Origin of the sequence: Micromonospora sp. (genome assembly GCF_048594385.1) — a bacterium.
In the GTDB taxonomy this organism is placed as follows: domain Bacteria; phylum Actinomycetota; class Actinomycetes; order Mycobacteriales; family Micromonosporaceae; genus Micromonospora; species Micromonospora wenchangensis.
The window spans coordinates 1-17,018 of the sequence record NZ_JBMDWU010000608.1; the positions used below are offsets into that span (position 1 = coordinate 1).

The 17,018-nt window shown below is 72.3% G+C and carries 10 protein-coding genes; 5 read left to right on the plus strand and 5 right to left on the minus strand.

The features are described 5' to 3' along the window. Together ACOJTC_RS31560 and pulA are read left to right on the plus strand one after the other, a co-directional pair. Window positions 1-697 (plus strand): hypothetical protein (locus ACOJTC_RS31560; RefSeq protein WP_420119616.1); only part of this gene is annotated, 697 nt, incomplete at its 5' end. Window positions 698-878: 181 nt separating this feature from the next. Next, window positions 879-6,374 carry a pullulanase-type alpha-1,6-glucosidase gene (pulA, locus tag ACOJTC_RS31565; protein ID WP_420119617.1) on the plus strand — a complete coding sequence of 1,832 codons (5,496 nt, stop codon included), beginning with the start codon at window positions 879-881 and terminating at the stop codon, window positions 6,372-6,374. A gap of 101 nt (window positions 6,375-6,475) precedes the next feature. Here pulA and ACOJTC_RS31570 read toward each other — a convergent pair whose 3' ends face one another. Both ACOJTC_RS31570 and ACOJTC_RS31575 read right to left on the minus strand, forming a co-directional pair. Further along, a complete protein-coding gene (locus tag ACOJTC_RS31570) occupies window positions 6,476-8,149 on the minus strand; it encodes a right-handed parallel beta-helix repeat-containing protein (RefSeq protein WP_420119618.1) in 1,674 nt (557 codons plus the stop codon). A gap of 317 nt (window positions 8,150-8,466) precedes the next feature. Beyond that, a complete protein-coding gene (locus ACOJTC_RS31575) occupies window positions 8,467-9,948 on the minus strand; it encodes an aminopeptidase P family protein (RefSeq protein WP_420119619.1) in 1,482 nt (493 codons plus the stop codon). Between the two features lie 224 nt (window positions 9,949-10,172). Between ACOJTC_RS31575 and asnB the strand changes: the two genes are divergently transcribed. Then, window positions 10,173-12,134 (plus strand): asparagine synthase (glutamine-hydrolyzing), encoded by a 1,962-nt coding sequence (gene asnB, locus ACOJTC_RS31580; protein ID WP_420119620.1) that lies wholly within the window; start codon window positions 10,173-10,175, stop codon window positions 12,132-12,134. Between the two features lie 110 nt (window positions 12,135-12,244). On the opposite strand, the gene ACOJTC_RS31585 is transcribed toward asnB, so the two are convergent. Beyond that, window positions 12,245-13,390, minus strand: a complete 1,146-nt coding sequence (locus ACOJTC_RS31585) for a lytic polysaccharide monooxygenase (protein ID WP_357931942.1) — start codon at window positions 13,388-13,390, stop codon at window positions 12,245-12,247. A 340-nt stretch (window positions 13,391-13,730) separates the two neighbouring features. On the opposite strand from ACOJTC_RS31585, the gene ACOJTC_RS31590 reads away from it, so the two are divergent. Next, entirely contained in the window at window positions 13,731-14,663 is a 933-nt protein-coding gene (locus ACOJTC_RS31590; protein ID WP_420119621.1) for a carbohydrate kinase family protein, read from the plus strand. Between the two features lie 91 nt (window positions 14,664-14,754). Here the strand turns inward: ACOJTC_RS31590 and ACOJTC_RS31595 are convergent, their stop codons facing one another. Together ACOJTC_RS31595 and ACOJTC_RS31600 are read right to left on the minus strand one after the other, a co-directional pair. Continuing rightward, window positions 14,755-15,585, minus strand: a complete 831-nt coding sequence (locus ACOJTC_RS31595) for an MBL fold metallo-hydrolase (protein WP_420119622.1) — start codon at window positions 15,583-15,585, stop codon at window positions 14,755-14,757. Further along, window positions 15,582-15,986 carry a thioesterase family protein gene (locus ACOJTC_RS31600; RefSeq protein WP_420119623.1) on the minus strand — a complete coding sequence of 135 codons (405 nt, stop codon included), beginning with the start codon at window positions 15,984-15,986 and terminating at the stop codon, window positions 15,582-15,584. The genes ACOJTC_RS31595 and ACOJTC_RS31600 overlap by 4 nt, the downstream gene beginning before the upstream one ends. A gap of 123 nt (window positions 15,987-16,109) precedes the next feature. Here ACOJTC_RS31600 and ACOJTC_RS31605 point away from each other — a divergent pair. Continuing rightward, on the plus strand, window positions 16,110-17,018 hold a 909-nt coding region (locus tag ACOJTC_RS31605; protein WP_420119624.1), incomplete at its 3' end, for a phosphatase PAP2 family protein.

Sequence of the window (17,018 nt, forward strand, 5' to 3'; positions counted from 1 at the left end):
GGTGATGGTGGTGCTCCTGATCGTCGCGTTGGCGTCGTACCGCAGCCGGGGGCCGGCGTTCGAGGCCCGGCCGGCCGATCCGCTGCCGACGTACTCGCTGCCGGGCTCGGGGGCGACCAACCCGGCCCGGGTGGCGGCGAACCTCCCCGAACAGGTGGTCCCCTGGCTGACGCCCCGCCGCACCGACACGCCTCCGGTCGAGGTGCCCGTGGTGGTCGTACCGGGCGAGCCGTCGGGCGGGGACGACCTGTCCGACCCGCCGGCCGGTGGGGTCGAGTCACCGCCCGACGACCCGGGCGGTGAGCAGCCCCGGCCGACCACCCCCGCGCCACCGCCACCGCCACCGCCACCGCCCGCCGCGCCGCCGTCGTCGCCGGTCTCCGGCCGGTTCAGCGTGCGGGACAGTTGGAACAACGAGGCGTTCATCGGTGAGGTGCTGCTCTACAACCGCGACCGGGTGTCCCGGCCGTGGACGGTCCGGTTGGTGCCGCCACCGGGCAGCCGGCTGGTCACCTCGTGGGTCGAGGGCGCCCCGCAGGGCACTCCCCGGATGTCCGGCGGGGTGTTCACGTACACCAGCGGGGTGAACGTCGGGCCCGGTGCCTCGGTGCCGTTGCGGTTCCACTTCGAGAACACCGGCGGCAGCATCCGGCCGTCGCGGTGCACGGTCGACGGGGTGCCCTGCTCCGGCCTCTGACCCACCGGCTGCCGGTCCGCCGCGCCGACCACGCCGCCGTCCGGCCGTGGGCGCTGCCGCCGCCGGTGATCCCGAGTTCTGCAAGGTTACTGCCGTATTGCCGCAGTGTTTGCAAGGTATTGCAGATTCTTTCGGCAAGGGCTAGCGTGCGGGCGAATCAGCGACCATAGGAAGGCCGTCGATGACACCCCCGTTGCCGCGCAAGGCGCTGCTCGCTCTGGTCTCCACCCTCACCCTCGCTCTCGTCGGCGTCCCGGTCGCCGTCCGGCAACTCGGTGCCGACGCCACCGACCGGCCGTCCACCATCGACGCCCTCGCCGCGGCCGGCGCCGCCCCGTGGGGCGCCGAACCCTCCACCGACGCGCTGCTCGCCGCCGGCACCGGTCAGGGACGTAACGAACAGTTCTACTTCGTCCTGCCGGACCGCTTCGCCAACGGCGACCGCCGCAACGACACCGGTGGCCTGACCGGGGACCGGCTGCGTACCGGCCTCGACCCGACCGACAAGGGCTTCTACCACGGCGGCGACCTCAAGGGCGTCATCGACAAGCTCGACTACATCCAGGGGCTCGGCACCACCGCCATCTGGCTCGCGCCGGTGTTCAAGAACCGGCCCGTGCAGGGCAGCGGCGCGGACGTCTCCGCCGGCTACCACGGCTACTGGATCACCGACTTCACCCAGGTCGACCCGCACTTCGGCACCAACGAGGAGATGAAGCGGCTGGTGAAACTGGCCCACCAGCGGGGCATCAGGGTCTACCTCGACGTCATCGTCAACCACACCGCCGACGTCATCAAATATGCCGAGGACAGGTACGCGTACATCGACAAGAAGACGTCGCCGTACACCGACGCGCAGGGACGCGAGTTCGAGGACCGCAACTACGCCGACGGCACCCGGGCCTTCCCGAAGGTGAACCGGGACTCCGGGGCGTACACGCCGACCTTCGCCAGCCCCGCCGACGCGAAGGTCAAGGTCCCGGCCTGGCTGAACGACCCGACGATGTACCACAACCGGGGCGACTCCACCTTCGCCGGTGAGAACAGCGAGTACGGCGACTTCTACGGCCTCGACGACCTGTGGACCGAGCGGCCCGAGGTGGTCCGGGGCCTGACCAAGGCGTACGGCGACTGGATCGCCAGCACCGACGTCGACGGGTTCCGGCTGGACACCGTCAAGCACGTCAACCTCGACTTCTGGCCGCAGTTCAGCCAGGGCATCAAGCGCGCCGCCGACAAGGCCGGTAAGAAGGACTTCTTCATGTTCGGCGAGGTCTACAGCGCCGACCAGGAGGTCACCTCCACCTACGTGCGGCGTGGCGGGCTGCCGGCCACCCTCGACTTCTCCTTCCAGGAGGCGGCGCGCGGTTACGTCACCGCCGACGGATCGGCGAAGGCGCTGGCCGACGTCTACGCCAAGGACCCGCTGTACGCCGCCCGGGACACCGACGCCGGCCGGCTGACCACCTTCCTCGGCAACCACGACATGGGCCGGATCGGCTCGTTCATCGCCGCCGCCGGAGGTGACGACGCCCGTCAGCTCGGCCGGGACCGCCTCGCCCACCAGCTGATGTTCCTCACCCGTGGGCAGCCGGTCGTCTACTCCGGCGACGAGCAGGGCTTCACCGGGCCGGGCGGGGACAAGGACGCCCGGCAGGACATGTTCGCCACCCGCACGGCGGACTACCTCGACGACGACCTGATCGGCACCACCCGCACCCACGCCAGCGACCAGTTCGACACCACCCACCCGCTGTACCGCACCATCGCCGAGCTGGGCCGGCTGCGGGCCGCGCACCCCGGCCTGCGCGACGGCGTGCAGGTCACCCGGTACGCCGCCGACGGGCCCGGTGTCTTCGCCTTCTCCCGGATCTCCCCGGCCGACCGCACCGAGTACCTCGCCGCGGTGAACAACGCCGGCACCCCGCAGACTGTCACCGTGCAGACCTGGTCACCCGGCACCACCTTCACCGGCATCTACGGCGGCACGGCCACCCCGACCGCCGGCACCGACGGAAAGCTGAACCTGACCGTGCCCGCCGGTTCGGCCGTGGTGCTCCGGGCCGGTCGGCCCGTGCCGCAGGCCACCACGAAGCCGACCGTCACCCTCACCGAGCCGGGCACCGACCCGGTCGCCACCCGGGCCGCCGTCACCGCGCAGGTGACAGGTGACCCGCTGGCCACCGTCACCGTCGCCGCCCGGGTCGCGGGTGGAAAGTGGACCCTGCTGGGCAGCGCGCACACCGCGCCGTACACCGTGCACCACGACCTGACCGGGCTCGCCGGGGGCACCCGGGTCGAATACAAGGCGGTGGTCCGCGACGGGAAGGGGCGGACGACCGCCACCCGGTCGACCGGGGTGGTCGGCACCCCCGCGCAGGGCGCGTCCCGGGACTGGGTGGTGGTGCACTACCAGCGCCCCGCCGGGGACTACGCCGACTGGGGACTGTACGCCTGGGGTGACCTCGACCCGGCGTACGTCACGCAGTGGCCCGCCGGGCAGCCGTTCGCCGGGGAGGACCCGTACGGCCGGTTCGCCTGGGTGAAGCTCAAGCCCGGCGCGACGTCCGTCGGATTCCTCGTGGTCGACAAGGCCGGCACCAAGGACGTCGCCAACGACCGCACCATCGACGTGACCACCACCGGCGAGGTCTGGGTCAAGCAGGGCGACCCGGCGCTCTATCCCACCCGGCAGGCCGCCACCGGCGAACCCGACCCACCCGTCGACGCGGGCACCGCGATCATCCACTGGCGCAAGGCCGACAACGACTACGCCGGCTGGGGCCTGCACCTGTGGGACGGGGCGGCCACCCCGACCGACTGGGCCAGCCCGCTGCCGCCCGAGAAGGTCGACTCGTTCGGCGCGCTGTTCCGGGTGCCGCTGGCGGCCGGCGCGACCGGGCTCAACTACATCATCCACCGGGGTGACACCAAGGATCAGCCCGACGACCAGCGACTCGACCTGACCGGGGTCGGCCACGAGGTCTGGCTGCTGGGCGGGGTGCCCGGCCGGCTGCTCCCCGCCACCGCCACCGGAACGACGAAGGACCTCGACATCACGAAACAGCAGGCGCAGTGGATCGACAGGTCCACCGTCACCTGGGCCGTCGGCCCGACCGACGGCAGGGCGTACGCCCTGGTGGCGGCACCGGCGGGCGGGCTGGGTGTGGTCGACGGCGAGCTGTCCGGGACGTACACCTCGCTGCCGTTGCGGGCGCAGCGCAACGGGCTCACCGAGGCCCAGCGGGCGGCCTTCCCGCACCTGTGGGCCCACCAGGCGTTCCACCTCGACCGGGCCGACCTGGCGAAGGTGCCGGCGGCGCTGCGCGGGCAGCTCGTGGTGACCGAGCGGGACGCCCGGGGCGCGCTGCTGCGCGCGACCGGGGTGCAGATCCCCGGGGTGCTCGACGACGTCTACCGCGCCGCCACCGACGCGACGCTCGGGGTCACCTTCAGCGGCAAGGTGCCCACCCTCGCGGTCTGGGCGCCCACCGCCCGTACGGTCACCCTCGAACTGTCCGACACGCCGTCGGCGTCGTCACGCACGGTGGCGATGCGTCGCGACGACCACACCGGCGTCTGGTCGGTACGCGGCAGCCGCGACTGGACCGGCCGCTACTACCGCTACCGGGTGCAAGCCTGGCAGCCGGCCGCCCAGAAGATCGTCACCGCGTCGGTCACCGACCCCTACTCGGTGGCGCTCGCGGCCGACTCCACGCACAGCCAGATCGTCGACCTGACCGACCCGGCGCTCGCCCCGCCCGGCTGGTCCGGGCTGCGTAAGCCGGCCGCGCCTCCCGCGTCGCAGGCGCAGATCTCCGAGCTGTCGGTACGCGACTTCTCCATCGCCGACGACACCGTGCCGGCCGACCGGCGGGGCACCTACCTGGCCTTCACCGACCCGGGCACGGCCGGCATGAAACACCTGAAGGCGCTCGGCGACGCCGGGGTCAACTACCTGCACCTGCTGCCGGTGTTCGACTTCGCCACCATCCCCGAGAAGCGGGCCGACCAGCGGCAGCCCGACTGCGACCTGGCGGCGCTGCCCCCGGACTCCGACCGGCAGCAGGCGTGCGTCGCGGCGGTCGCCGACACCGACGGCTACAACTGGGGGTACGACCCGCTGCACTACACCGTCCCCGAGGGCGGCTACGCCGTCGACCCGGACGGGGCGCGGCGGACCGCCGAGTTCCGCCGGATGGTCGCCGGGGTCAACGGCGCCGGCCTGCGGGTGGTGCTGGACGTGGTCTACAACCACACCTCCGCCGCCGGCACCGACGAGAAGTCGGTGCTGGACCAGGTGGTGCCCGGCTACTACCACCGGCTGCTCGACGACGGCACCGTCGCCAACTCGACCTGCTGCGCCAACACCGCCCCCGAGCACGCCATGATGGGCAAGCTGGTGGTCGACTCGCTGGTCACCTGGGCGAAGCAGTACAAGGTGGACGGCTTCCGGTTCGACCTGATGGGCCACCACCCGAAGGCGAACATCCTGGCCGTACGGGCCGCGCTGGACAAGCTGACCCTCGCCCGCGACGGCGTCGACGGGAAGAAGATCCTGCTCTACGGCGAGGGCTGGAACTTCGGCGAGGTCGCCGACGACGCCCGGTTCGTGCAGGCCACCCAGGCCAACATGGCCGGCACCGGGATCGGCACCTTCAACGACCGGCTCCGCGACGCGGTCCGCGGTGGCGGCCCGTTCGACGGCAACCCGCGCGTGCAGGGCTTCGCCTCCGGCCTGTACACCGACCCCAACGGCGACGACGTCAACGGCACCGCCGCCGAGCAGAAGGCCCGGCTGCTGCGCCACCAGGACCTGATCAAGGTCGGGTTGACCGGCAACCTGCGCGACTACCGGTTCACCGACTCCGCCGGCCGGCAGGTCACCGGGGCGCAGGTCGACTACAACGGCTCCCCGGCCGGCTACACCGCCGCCCCCGGCGAGGCGGTCACCTACGTCGACGCGCACGACAACGAGATCCTGTACGACGCGCTGGCGTACAAGCTGCCGACCGGCACCTCGGCGACGGACCGGGCCCGGATGCAGGTGCTGGCCCTGGCCACCACCGCGCTCGGGCAGGGCACCGGGTTCGTGGCGGCCGGGTCCGAGCGGCTGCGCTCGAAGTCGCTGGACCGCAACTCCTACAACTCCGGTGACTGGTTCAACCAGATCCGGTGGGACTGCGCCCGGGGCAACGGGTTCGGTGCCGGGCTGCCCCCGGCGGCCGACAACCAGGACAAGTGGCCGTACGCCAAACCGTTGCTGGCCGACCCGGCCCTGGTGCCCGGCTGCGCCGCGATCGACCTGGCCGACGCCCGGTACGCGGAGCTGCTGGAGATCCGGCGGTCGTCGCCGGTGTTCGGGCTGACCACCGCCGCGCAGGTGCAGCAGCGGGTCGCGTTCCCGCTGTCCGGGGCGAAGGAGACCCCGGGGGTGCTCACCATGACGCTTGACGCCCGGGGGCTCGATGGCCGGTGGAAGACCGTGACCGTGGTCTTCAACGCCACCCCGGCGACGGCGAAGCAGACGGTGGCCGGGCTCCGGGGCACCGACACCGCCCTGCACCCGGTGCTGGCCGGCTCGGCCGACCCGGCGCTGCGGACCGCGTCGTTCGACCGGTCGGCGGGCACCTTCACCGTGCCGGCGCGCAGCGTGGCGGTCTTCGTGCAACGCTGACGCGGACGACGACCGGCCCCCCTCCGCGTGTCGCGGAGGGGGGCCGGTGCGTGTCCTGCCCGGTGTGCCGCCGTCACCGGCCGCACGTCACCCGAGGATGCTCAGCCGAAGCAGTTCGGAATGGTGTCGCCCGGGATGGCCAGGCAGTTGGTCGGACGGTTCGCGACGATCGCGGACTTGTCGTCCACGTTCACCACGCCCTCGAAGGTGAACACACCGCCGGGGGCGAGGGTGGCGAAGTTGTTGGCGACCTTCGTCCGGCTGAGGTTGACCTCGCCGAAGATGTTGAAGATGCCGCCGCCGACGCCGATCGGACCGAGGGCCCGGTTGGCGACGACCTCGGACTCGCGCACCGTGGTGACGCTGTCCGCGTTGAACAGCCCGCCGCCGAAGAAGCCGGCGGTGTTCTCCTTGAGGTGGCTCTTCTCGATGGTGACCGCGCTGTCGAACGCGACGGCCACGCCACCGCCGACACCGGCGGTGCTGTTCTTGGCCACCGTCGAGTGGTCGACGTTGACCTGGGCGTCCGCCACCGCGAGACCGCCACCGGCGAGCACCGCGGTGTTCGACAGCAGTTCGGAGTAGCGCACGGTGGTGTTGCCGCCGATGTCGAGCACGCCACCGCCGAAGCCGAGCGTCTCGTTGTCGGTGACCTTGGACTTCTCGATCAGGACGGTGCCGCCGTCGACGTCCTCGGTGAAGATCTCCGCGGCGCCGTTGGAGACACCGCCGCCACCGACGATGGCGGTGTTGTCGGTGATCGTGGACTCGTCGACCGTGAGCAGGCCGGCGTTGAAGATGCCCCCGCCGAAGAAGAAGGCGGTGTTGTGGGCGACCTCGGTGTGCCGCAGCGACGTGGTGCCGAAGTTGGCCAGCCCGCCGCCGTTGCCGCCGGACTGGTTCAGCACGACCGAGGTGTCGAACAGGTTGGCGGTGCCACCCGGCTGCACCAGGATCCCGGCGCCGTCGTTGACGCCCGGCTCCTCGATCAGCGTGCTGACCTTCCCCGGCTTGGCCTTCGGCGCGGCCTTCACCGCGGCCTTGCGGGCGGCCTTCGGCGCGGCCTTCAGGCCGGCCTTCGGGTTCGCCTTACGGGCGGCGAGCGCCTGGGCCAGCGGGGTGCCGGCCTTGACCTGGGCGGCGATCGCCTGGGAGTCCGAGTAGGCCCCCCACACCGCTGCCGGGGAGACCGGCTGCAGCGCCTCGATGGTCTGCCCACCCTTGATGGTCAGCCCCTTGAGGTTCAGGTGACCGCCCGGACCCACGTTGAGGATCCGGAAGTAGTCGGCGGTGGCGTCCCGGGTGATCGTGGTGTGCTCACCCCGCAGGGTGATGTCCTGGGTGATCACCGGCAGGCCGTTGCCGTCCTGGTTGCGGGTCAGGTTGTAGGTGCAGCCCTTGGCCAGGTCCAGCACACCGCCGTCGCGGCTGTTGGCGAAGACGATCGCCTGGATGAGCCGGTCGGTGTCGCAGGGCACCTCCTTCCCACGTTCGTGGTCCTTGCCGTCGCGGTCGTCCTTGCCGCCACGGTCCGGACCCTCCTCGCCGCGGCCCTCGTCGCCGCGACCCTGGTCGCCGTCCTTGGTGACCTGCTGAGTGGTGTTCCACTTCAGTCCGCTCACCCCGACCGCCCCGGCGCTGCCGGCGACGCCCACCGCGGCGAGACTGACCACACCTGTCAACCCGGCGACGCCACTGGCGAGCCAGAGCTTGCGACGGCTCCTGCTCCCCGTCGCCCGCGCGGAGGCTTCGTTGTTCGTTAGGTAGTTGGACATCGGAGCTCTCTGCCCTCTCCTCGTACCAGACAGGGTCGCCGCGCCTGAGCGGACGTCCCCTGCTACAAATCGGTTGTAGCTCCCGAAACCCACGGTATGAGAAGGTTCCTCGCTATGAGGTCAAACCCGAGGAAAGCCCGCCTTATTTACACGTTCCGGCGGTCGGTGACCCTGGGGACGAGCAGGCCCTCCGTGGTGTGATCCGCGCGGGAGCGCCGGTGCGGTGTGGGCAGCAACGACGACGGCCCCGCCGCCGGAGGCGTCCGCCGAGGGGCGGGACGCGTCCGCCGGCGGGGCCGTCGCGGTGGGTGCGGGGGTCAGCCGGGCAGGCGGGGACCCGCCTCACGCTGCTCGGCCAGCCAGGTCTCCACCTCGTCCGAGCGGCGGGGCAGACCCGCCGACAGGTTCACCGAGCCGGTCGCCGTGACCAGGATGTCGTCCTCGATCCGGACGCCGATGCCGCGCAGCTCCTCGGGGACCAGCTCGTCCTCCGGCTGGAAGTACAGCCCCGGCTCGACGGTGAGCACGTAGCCCTCACCCAGCGCTCCGTCGCGGTACTTCTCCTTGCGGGCGTTCGAGCAGTCGTGCACGTCGATGCCGAGCATGTGGCTGGTGCCGTGCAGGGTCCACCGCCGGTAGACCGTGGAGGCCGGGTCCATCGCCTCGTCGACGCTCACCGGGAGCAGACCGAGATCCTTCAACGCCTCGGCGAGCACCCGCATCGAGGTCAGGTGCACGTCACGGAAGCCGACCCCCGGGCGGATCGCGTCGATGCCGGCCTGCTGTGCCGCGTACACCGCGTCGTAGACCTGGCGTTGCAGCGGGGTGAACCGGCCGTTCACCGGCAGCACCCGGGTCACGTCGGCGGTGTAGAGGTTGCGGTTCTCCACACCCATGTCCATCAGCAGCAGCTCACCCGGGCGGGTCGCGCCGTGGTTGTGCACCCAGTGCAGGATCGTCGCGTGCTCGCCCGCGCCGACGATCGAGCCGTAGCCGACGTCGTTGCCGTCGTGCCGGGCCCGCAGCGCGAAGATCCCCTCCAGCAGCCGCTCGGAGACACCCCGGTCGGCCGGCAGCGCGCGGGCCACGTCCTCGAAGCCGCGTACGGTGGCGTCGACCGCCTCCTGGAGCTGGGCGACCTCCCACTCGTCCTTGACCAGCTTCAGCTCGGCGATCGCGACCGCCAGCTCCCGGTCCCGGCCCGGCTGCCCCTCCTCGCGGGGGCCGTCCCACGGGCGTACCGCCTCGTCGACCCGCCGGTCGAAGCCGCGCAGCACCCGGGTCCGACCCGGTGCCATCCGGGCCAGCGCCCCGTCCAGCGCGGACAGGTCCTCGGTGGCCAGGCCCAGCTCGGTGGACTTCTCGGCCAGGGTGTGCCGGCGGCCCACCCACAGCTCGCCGTGCCGGCTGCGGAAGAACTCGTCGGTCTCCCGCGAGGACCGGGGACGCATGAACAGCGTCGCGTCGTGCCCCGAGCCGTTGGGTCGCAGCACCAGGACGCTGTCCGGTTCGTGGTCGCCGGTCAGGTAGGCGAAGTCGCTGCCCGGCCGGAACGGGTGGTCGGTGTCGTTGGCGCGTACCTTCTCGGTGCCGGTGGGGATGACCAGCGTCTCGCCCGGGAAGGCCGCGGACAGGGCTTCCCGCCGCTTGGCGTGGTGGGGAACCTCCGGCCGGGGACCGACCGGCAGGCTGGTGTCCCGCCAGCCCTGCCGCATGAAGGACAGGAACGCCTCCGGAAAGTCCGGATCGTGCGATTCGGTGCCGTCCGCCGGCTTGCCGTCCGTCCGTTCCTCGGCCATGTCGGCTCCCTTCGCCTCGTCGCTCGTCCAGACGGTACTCCGGCTCCGCCCGGACGGGGTGCCTGCGGTCCCGCACCCGACGCCCCGCCCGCACCCGACGCCGTCCGGGTGGCCCGACCCCGTCCGGGGCCCGGGGTCGGGGCCCGGCGGATCGTGCCGTGGGGAGGGGGACAGAGCCTGCGGTGCCGCGCGGACGGATTGCGCCGCGTGGAAAGATGTCGGCCATGTGCGGACTCCTGGCCTTCTTCAGCGCGAACGGCAACGCCGCCGCCCACCGCGACAACATCGCGGGGGCGTTGGAATGCCTGCACCACCGCGGACCGGACGAGACAGGGGTCGAGGTGGTCGGCGACGCCACCGGCCACTACGCGGACGGGGTGTTCGCCCACAAGCGGCTGGCCATCATCGACGTGGCGTCCAGCCACGAGCCGCTGCCCTATGCCAACGGTCGCTACCTGCTGACCTTCAACGGCGAGATCTACAACTACATCGAGCTGCGTGAGGAGCTGGCCCGCAGCTTCGGCGCCCAGTTCGCCACCGCCGGGGACGGCGAGGTGATCGTCGCCGGCTACCACTACTGGGGCGAGCAGGTGCTCACCCGGCTGCGCGGCATGTTCGCGTTCGTCATCTGGGACCGGCAGGAGCGCCGGGCGTTCGGCGCGCGGGACTACTTCGGCATCAAGCCGCTGCACTACCTGGAGACCGCCGACGGGCTCTACCTCGCCTCCGAGAAGAAGGCGCTGCTGCCCTTCGCGCACTCCTACTACCAGGGTGACGCCGGCATCGACACCGCCAACCTCAGCCACTACCTCACCCTCCAGTACGTCCCCGAGCCCGGCACCCTGCACCAGGGGATCAGCCGGATCGGCTCCGGGGAGTACCTGACCTGGTCGCCGGGGGGCCGGCTGGACGTGCGGCGCTGGTACCGGCCGGTGTTCCGGCCCGCCCCGGTCGCCGACGAGCAGCGGCTCTACCACGAGATCCGGGAGACGCTGCGGGAGAGCGTCCGGATGCACATGCGCTCCGACGTGCCGGTCGGCTCGTTCCTGTCCAGCGGCATCGACTCCACCGCCGTGGTGGCCCTGGCCCGCGAGTTCAACCCCAACATCCTCACCTTCACCGTCGGCTACGACGTGCCCGGCTACTCCGAGATCGACGTGGCCCAGGACTCGGCCCGGCACCTCGACGTGACCACCATCGCCACCAAGATCGGCCCGCAGGACATGATCGAGGCGCTGCCGAAGATCGTCTGGCACCTGGACGACCCGGTGGCCGACCCGGCGCTGGTCCCGCTCTACTTCGTGGCCAAGAAGGCCGCCGAGCACGTCACGGTGGTGCTCTCCGGCGAGGGCGCCGACGAGTTCTTCGGCGGCTACACCATCTACCGCGAGCCGCTCTCCCTCGGCACCGTCAACGGCCTGCCCGGCGGGGTGCAGAAGGGCCTGCGGGCGGTCTCCAAGGCGATCCCGCAGGGGGTCAAGGGCAAGAGCTTCCTGGAGCGCGGCACCACCCCGATCGAGCAGCGCTACTACGGCAACGCCCGGATGTTCACCGAGGAGGAGAAGCGGCACCTGCTGCGCCGCTACGACCCGTCGGTGCGCTACACCGACGTCACCGCCCCGATCTACGCCGAGTGCACCGAACTCGACGACGTCACCAAGATGCAGTACGTCGACCTGTACACCTGGCTGCGCGGCGACATCCTGGTCAAGGCGGACCGGATCTCCATGTCGCACTCCCTGGAGGTCCGGGTGCCGTTCCTGGACCGGATGGTCTTCGACGTGGCGTCGACCATCCCGGTCGACCTGAAGCTGCCGCCCCGCTCCGACGCCACCAAGTACGCCATGCGCCAGGCGTTGCAGGGCGTCGTGCCGCCGGCCATCGTCAACCGCAGGAAGCTGGGCTTTCCCACCCCGACCCGGGTCTGGCTGCGCGGCGAGATGTACGAGTGGGCCCGGCACGTGCTGTCCACCTCCGCCGCCGGCGACCTGATCGACCTGTCGTACGCGATGCGGCTGCTGGAGGAGCACAAGCGCGAGGAGGCGGACAACTCCCGCAAGGTGTGGACGGTGCTGATCTTCTGCATCTGGCACGCCATCTTCGTGGCCAAGACCCTCGACCCGGGTATCCAGCGCAACCAGTCGGCGCTGCTCACCAAGCCGGTGGTCGGCAGCATGGTCCGCTGACCCCGCCCCCGGTCCCGTCGGCACCGCCGCGACGGACACCGGGGCCCGGACGGACCGGAGGCCCCCACCCGATCGGGTGGGGGCCTCCGGTGTGCGCGTTCAGCGTCGGGTCACCGGCCGGAGCAGGAGACCGTCGGCAGCCCGTTGGTGCCGGAGCTGCTCGCCGTGAAGCCGAACGTGGTCGTCTTCTCCGGCGCGATCGAGCCGTTGTACGCGGCGTTGGTGACGGTCACCGTCGACCCGCTGGTGCTCAGCGAGCCGTTCCAGACCTGCGAGATCACCTGCCCGTTGGGCCAGGTCCAGCTCGCCGCCCAGCCCCCGTAGGTACGGGTGCTGTGGTTCATGATGGTGACCTCACCCTGGAACCCACCGGACCAGGCGCTGACCACCTTGTAGACCGCCATGCAGTCGCTGTTGCCCGGCGGCGGCGTGGTGGTCGGCGGCGGGGTCGTGGTCGGCGGCGGCGGGGTGGTGGTCGGCGGCGGGGTGGTCGGCGGGGGCGTGGTCGGCGGCGGGGTGGTGGTCGGCGGCGGCGTGGTCGGGTTGTTGCCGCTGCCGACCCCGGTCACCTGGCCGTTGCCACCGTCGAAGGTGACGTCCGAGCAGCCGAAGAAGTTCTCCTGGCTGTCCGAGCGGACCCAGCGGGAGTAGATGATGTGCCGGCCGGACTTGCCCGACGGCAGGTTCCCGCTGAAGTAGTAGTGCCCCTCGTTGGTGCCCGACGCGCCCCGCTGGGGCGGGTTGGTCACCGTGAGGAAGGGCTCCTCCAGGTCACTCCAGGCCAGCGGCCGGGTCGGGCTCCAGCTGTCCTTCGTCACGTAGAAGTAGAAGGTGCCCGGGTGGTGGGCCCAGTTGCTGTACTTGAAGTCCAGCCGTGCGCCGGACGTCAGGTGGGTCAGCGGCCAGTCGGTGCGGGCCAGGTCGTACCCGGCGAAACCGGTGTTGCCGCCGCTGCACAGCTTGCCGTCGGGGATGAACCCGACGGTGCGGCCACCGGCGTCCGAGCGGAGCACGCTGAACCAGTTGTAGAGGGAGTTGGTGCCGCTCTGGGCGACGGCGGCGGAGCAGGCCGGGTTGTTCGGCCTGATCTCACCGGTCGGGCTCAGGCCGTCCTGCCAGCACAGGTAGGTCCGGCTGCCCGGCACGATCGGCGTGCCGTGGGCGGCAGCCGGTTCGGCCTGCACCGTCAGGGCCACGGCCCCGAAGGCGAGGGTGGCGGCCGCGGTGAACAACGCGGCCGTACGGGAACGGAGCACGAGCTTCTCCTGATCCGCGGGGTGGCGCGAGCGCCCGCCCCGCACAAGGGTGGGGGATGCGTCGGTCGCGGCTCTGGCCGGCGGCCCGACAGGGGCCGACGGACGCGCGCCGTCGGCGGTCCGTGCCCACGGACCGGTGCCTCTCGCGTCAGACCCCAGCTGATCGCCGAGCGGGTGCGGCAGCCCTCCGCGCCGGCCCGGCACCTCAATACCATCACGCCCGGATGAACCACGCAATAGCCGTTGCTCGATGGGTGGGATCTGGTTGCCCGGCCGGCCCCGATCGGCATGGACCGTTGTGCCAGCCTGGTAGCCGGACGACGACGCGCTGGGAGGCGACGTGGGGTACGCGGTGGTGCTCGGTGAGGCGCTGATCGACCTGTTGGACGCCGAGTCCGACGGGCAGCCGGTGTTCCGGCAGGCGATCGGGGGCGGCCCGCTCAACGTCGCCGTCGGGGTGGCCCGGCTCGGCGGCACCGCCGAGTTCGTCGGCTCCCTCGGCGACGACGTGCTCGCCGGCCGCATCCGCGGCTTCCTGGCCGACGCCGGGGTCGGGCTGACCGGCGCGGTCACCGTGCCCGCACCCACCACGCTGGCGGTCACCACCCACACCGGGGCGGAACCGGACTTCCGGTTCTACGGCGAACCACCGTCGTACGGCCTGCTCACCGCCGACGACCTGGACGTGGCGCTGGTCGAGGGCGCGGACGTGCTCTACTGCGGCTCGATCGTGCTGCTGCGCCCCCCGACGCTCGCCGCCGCCCGGCGGGCCTGGTCGCTCGCGCCCGGCCTGCGGGTCTTCGACCCCAACGTCCGACCCCGGCTGCTGTCCGGCCCGGCGGAACTGGCCGGCCTGCGCCAGGTGGTGGTGGAGTTCGCCGCCTCGGCGCACCTGGTGAAGCTCAGCGGCGCCGACGCCGCCCTGCTCTGGCCCGACGAGCCGGTCGAGGGGGTCGCCGCGTACCTGCGGGAGCTGGGCGCGGGCACGGTGGTGGTGACCCTCGGCGCGGACGGTGCCCTGGTCGCCGCCGGTCCCGAACCGGTCCGGGTGCCCGCTCCGAAGGTACGCGCGGTGGACGCCACCGGCGCGGGCGACTCGGTGATGGCCGCGCTCGTCGCCGAACTGCTCGCCGACGGGGAACCGACCGCGCCGGCCGACTGGCACCGGCGGGTGGCGTTCGCGCTGCGGGTCGCCGGCCTGGTCTGCGAGTCACCCGGCGGCGCGGTCGCCATGCCCACCCGGGACGCGGTCCGCCGCCGCTTCGCCGAGTGAGCGCGGCCCACCCGGTCACCGCGGCGACCGGGTCGACGGTCGTGCGCGGCGCGGTGACAGCCTGCCCGGACCGGCCGCTACGGGCGGCGGATCAGGGCGTGCCGTCGAGTTCCCGGTAACCCCGGCGGGCGGCGACGAGACCGGGACGCGCGCCGAACGGGGACTCGGCGGCCACCCGCTCCGGCGGGGCCCCGCCCGTGTGCGCGGCCCGGATCAGCCAGGCCAGCTCGACCAGCCGGGCGTGCTGGGCCCGGACGAACTCCACGTCCACCGGCGTGCCGTGGCCCGGCACCACCACCGTGTCGGGGGTGGTCATCCGCAGCAGGTCGGCCACCGCGTCCGGCCACTGCAACGGGTACGACTCCTCGAAGGCCGGCGGCCCGGACTGCTCCACCAGATCCCCGGCGACCAGCACGTCGGCGTCCGGCACGTGCACCACCAGATCCGCGTCGGTGTGCCCGTGCCCCGGGTGCCGCAGCACCACCCGCCGGCCCCCGACATCCAGCACCGTCTCGGTGTGCACGGTGTGCGTCGGGGCCAGCAGGGTCGTCCCGGCCAGTTCGGCGGCGAGCGTGGGATGTTCCGCCCGCATCTCCTCGTACGCCGCCCGGCGTAGCTGCTCCGGCCGGTCGCGCAGGGCGGCGGCGGCCACCTCGTGGGCGTACACCGGGCGGGGCGGGTCGGCGGCGAGCGTCGCGTTGCCGAAGCAGTGGTCGAAGTGGTGGTGGGTGTTGACGAGCGTCCACGGGTACGGGGTGACCGCCAGCGCGGCGTCCGCCAGCGCGGCGGCCTGCCCGGCGGTGGACAGGGTGTCCACCAGCAGCGCCGCGCCGTCACCGACCACCAGCGTGACGTTGACGTCGAGCAGCGGCTCGCGCAGCACGTGGACCCCGTCGGCGACCGCCGTGAACCGGAACGTCACGACGCCCGCACCGCCCGTGCCATGAAACGCTGCCGGTCGACGAGCGCCCGTTCCACCCGGCCCGATGCCACGGTGGTGTCACCGTCGGTCACCGTCACCGCGAACAGCAACCGCCGGCCGTCGGCCTCGACCAGCCGGGCGTGCGCCACCACCGTCCGCCCGACGGGGGTGGCGGCCAGGTGCGCGAGCTCCACCCGGACCCCGACCGTGGTGCTCCCGGCGGGCATCCCGGCGGCCGTCGCGGCCACCGTGGCCGCCTCGGCGAGGGCGAGCACCCGGGGGGTGGCCAGCACCGGCACGTCACCGGAGCCGACGGCTGCGGCGGTGTCGGCCCCGGTTACGGTCAGTTCGACCCGGGCGGTCAACCCCGGTGGGAACGGGGCGTCCGGTTGTTCCTGCATCCGCTCAGCCTAGTGGGGGGGCACCGGGACCGACCGGACGACGGGCCGGCCGGGACACCCACCCGTCGACGCACCGGTGGTCGGCGGTGGTCGATGCGTCGCCCACCGTTAACCTTGACGGCGATGGCCGTTGTGACTGAGCCCCCGCCCCCCGTCCCGACCGACACCCCCGACCCGTCCGTCGGCGGGCGACGGCGGGTGACAGCGATGTCCGTCTGGGCCGTCGCCTTCGTCGTGACCTGGCTGGCCATCGGCCTGCCGACCGACCCGGCGTACGCCTTCCTGTGGATCTGGGCGGGCACCGTCGCCTGGAACTGGGGCCGGCCGTGGCGCAGTCACCTGCGCTTCGCCCGGGACTGGATCCCGGTGGTGCTGCTGCTGGCCGTCTACAACCTGTCCCGGGGCTTCGCCGACAACGGCCGGACCCCGCACGCCTACGAGCTGATCGTCGCCGACCGGGTGATGTTCGGCTGGGCCACCGGGGGCGAGGTGCCGACGGTCTGGCTCCAGCAGCACCTCTACCGGCCCGACGTGCGCTGGTGGGACGTGCTGGTGAGCTGGGTCTACTTCTCCCACTTCGTGGTGACGCTGGCCGCCGCCGCCGTGCTCTGGCTGCGCAGCCGCGAGCGCTGGGCGGCGTACATGCGGCGCTGGGGTTTCCTGTGCGCGGCGGGCCTGGTCACCTACTTCGACTACCCGGCCGCGCCGCCGTGGTGGGCGGCGCAGAACGGTCTGCTGAGCGAGGTCGCCCGGATCTCCACCCGGGGGTGGAAGGAGTTCGGCATGCACGGCGCGGGCAACCTGCTCAACGCCGGGCAGATCGCCTCCAACCCGGTCGCCGCGATGCCGTCGCTGCACACCGCCTGGGCGCTGTTCGTGGTGCTGTTCTTCCTGCGTTCGACCCGTCGCCGGTGGTGGCCGCTGCTGCTCGCCTATCCGCTGGCGATGACCTTCACGTTGGTCTACAGCGGCGAGCACTACGTCATCGACGTCCTGGTCGGCTGGGCGTACGTGGGGATGACGTTCCTGGTC

Coding starts and splice junctions, on each gene's coding strand:
- pulA (WP_420119617.1), top strand. CDS start 879: ATGACACCCCCGTTGCCGCGCAAGGCGCTGCTCGCTCTGGTCTCCACC.
- ACOJTC_RS31570 (WP_420119618.1), bottom strand. CDS start 8,149: ATGTCCAACTACCTAACGAACAACGAAGCCTCCGCGCGGGCGACGGGG.
- ACOJTC_RS31575 (WP_420119619.1), bottom strand. CDS start 9,948: ATGGCCGAGGAACGGACGGACGGCAAGCCGGCGGACGGCACCGAATCG.
- asnB (WP_420119620.1), top strand. CDS start 10,173: ATGTGCGGACTCCTGGCCTTCTTCAGCGCGAACGGCAACGCCGCCGCC.
- ACOJTC_RS31600 (WP_420119623.1), bottom strand. CDS start 15,986: ATGCAGGAACAACCGGACGCCCCGTTCCCACCGGGGTTGACCGCCCGG.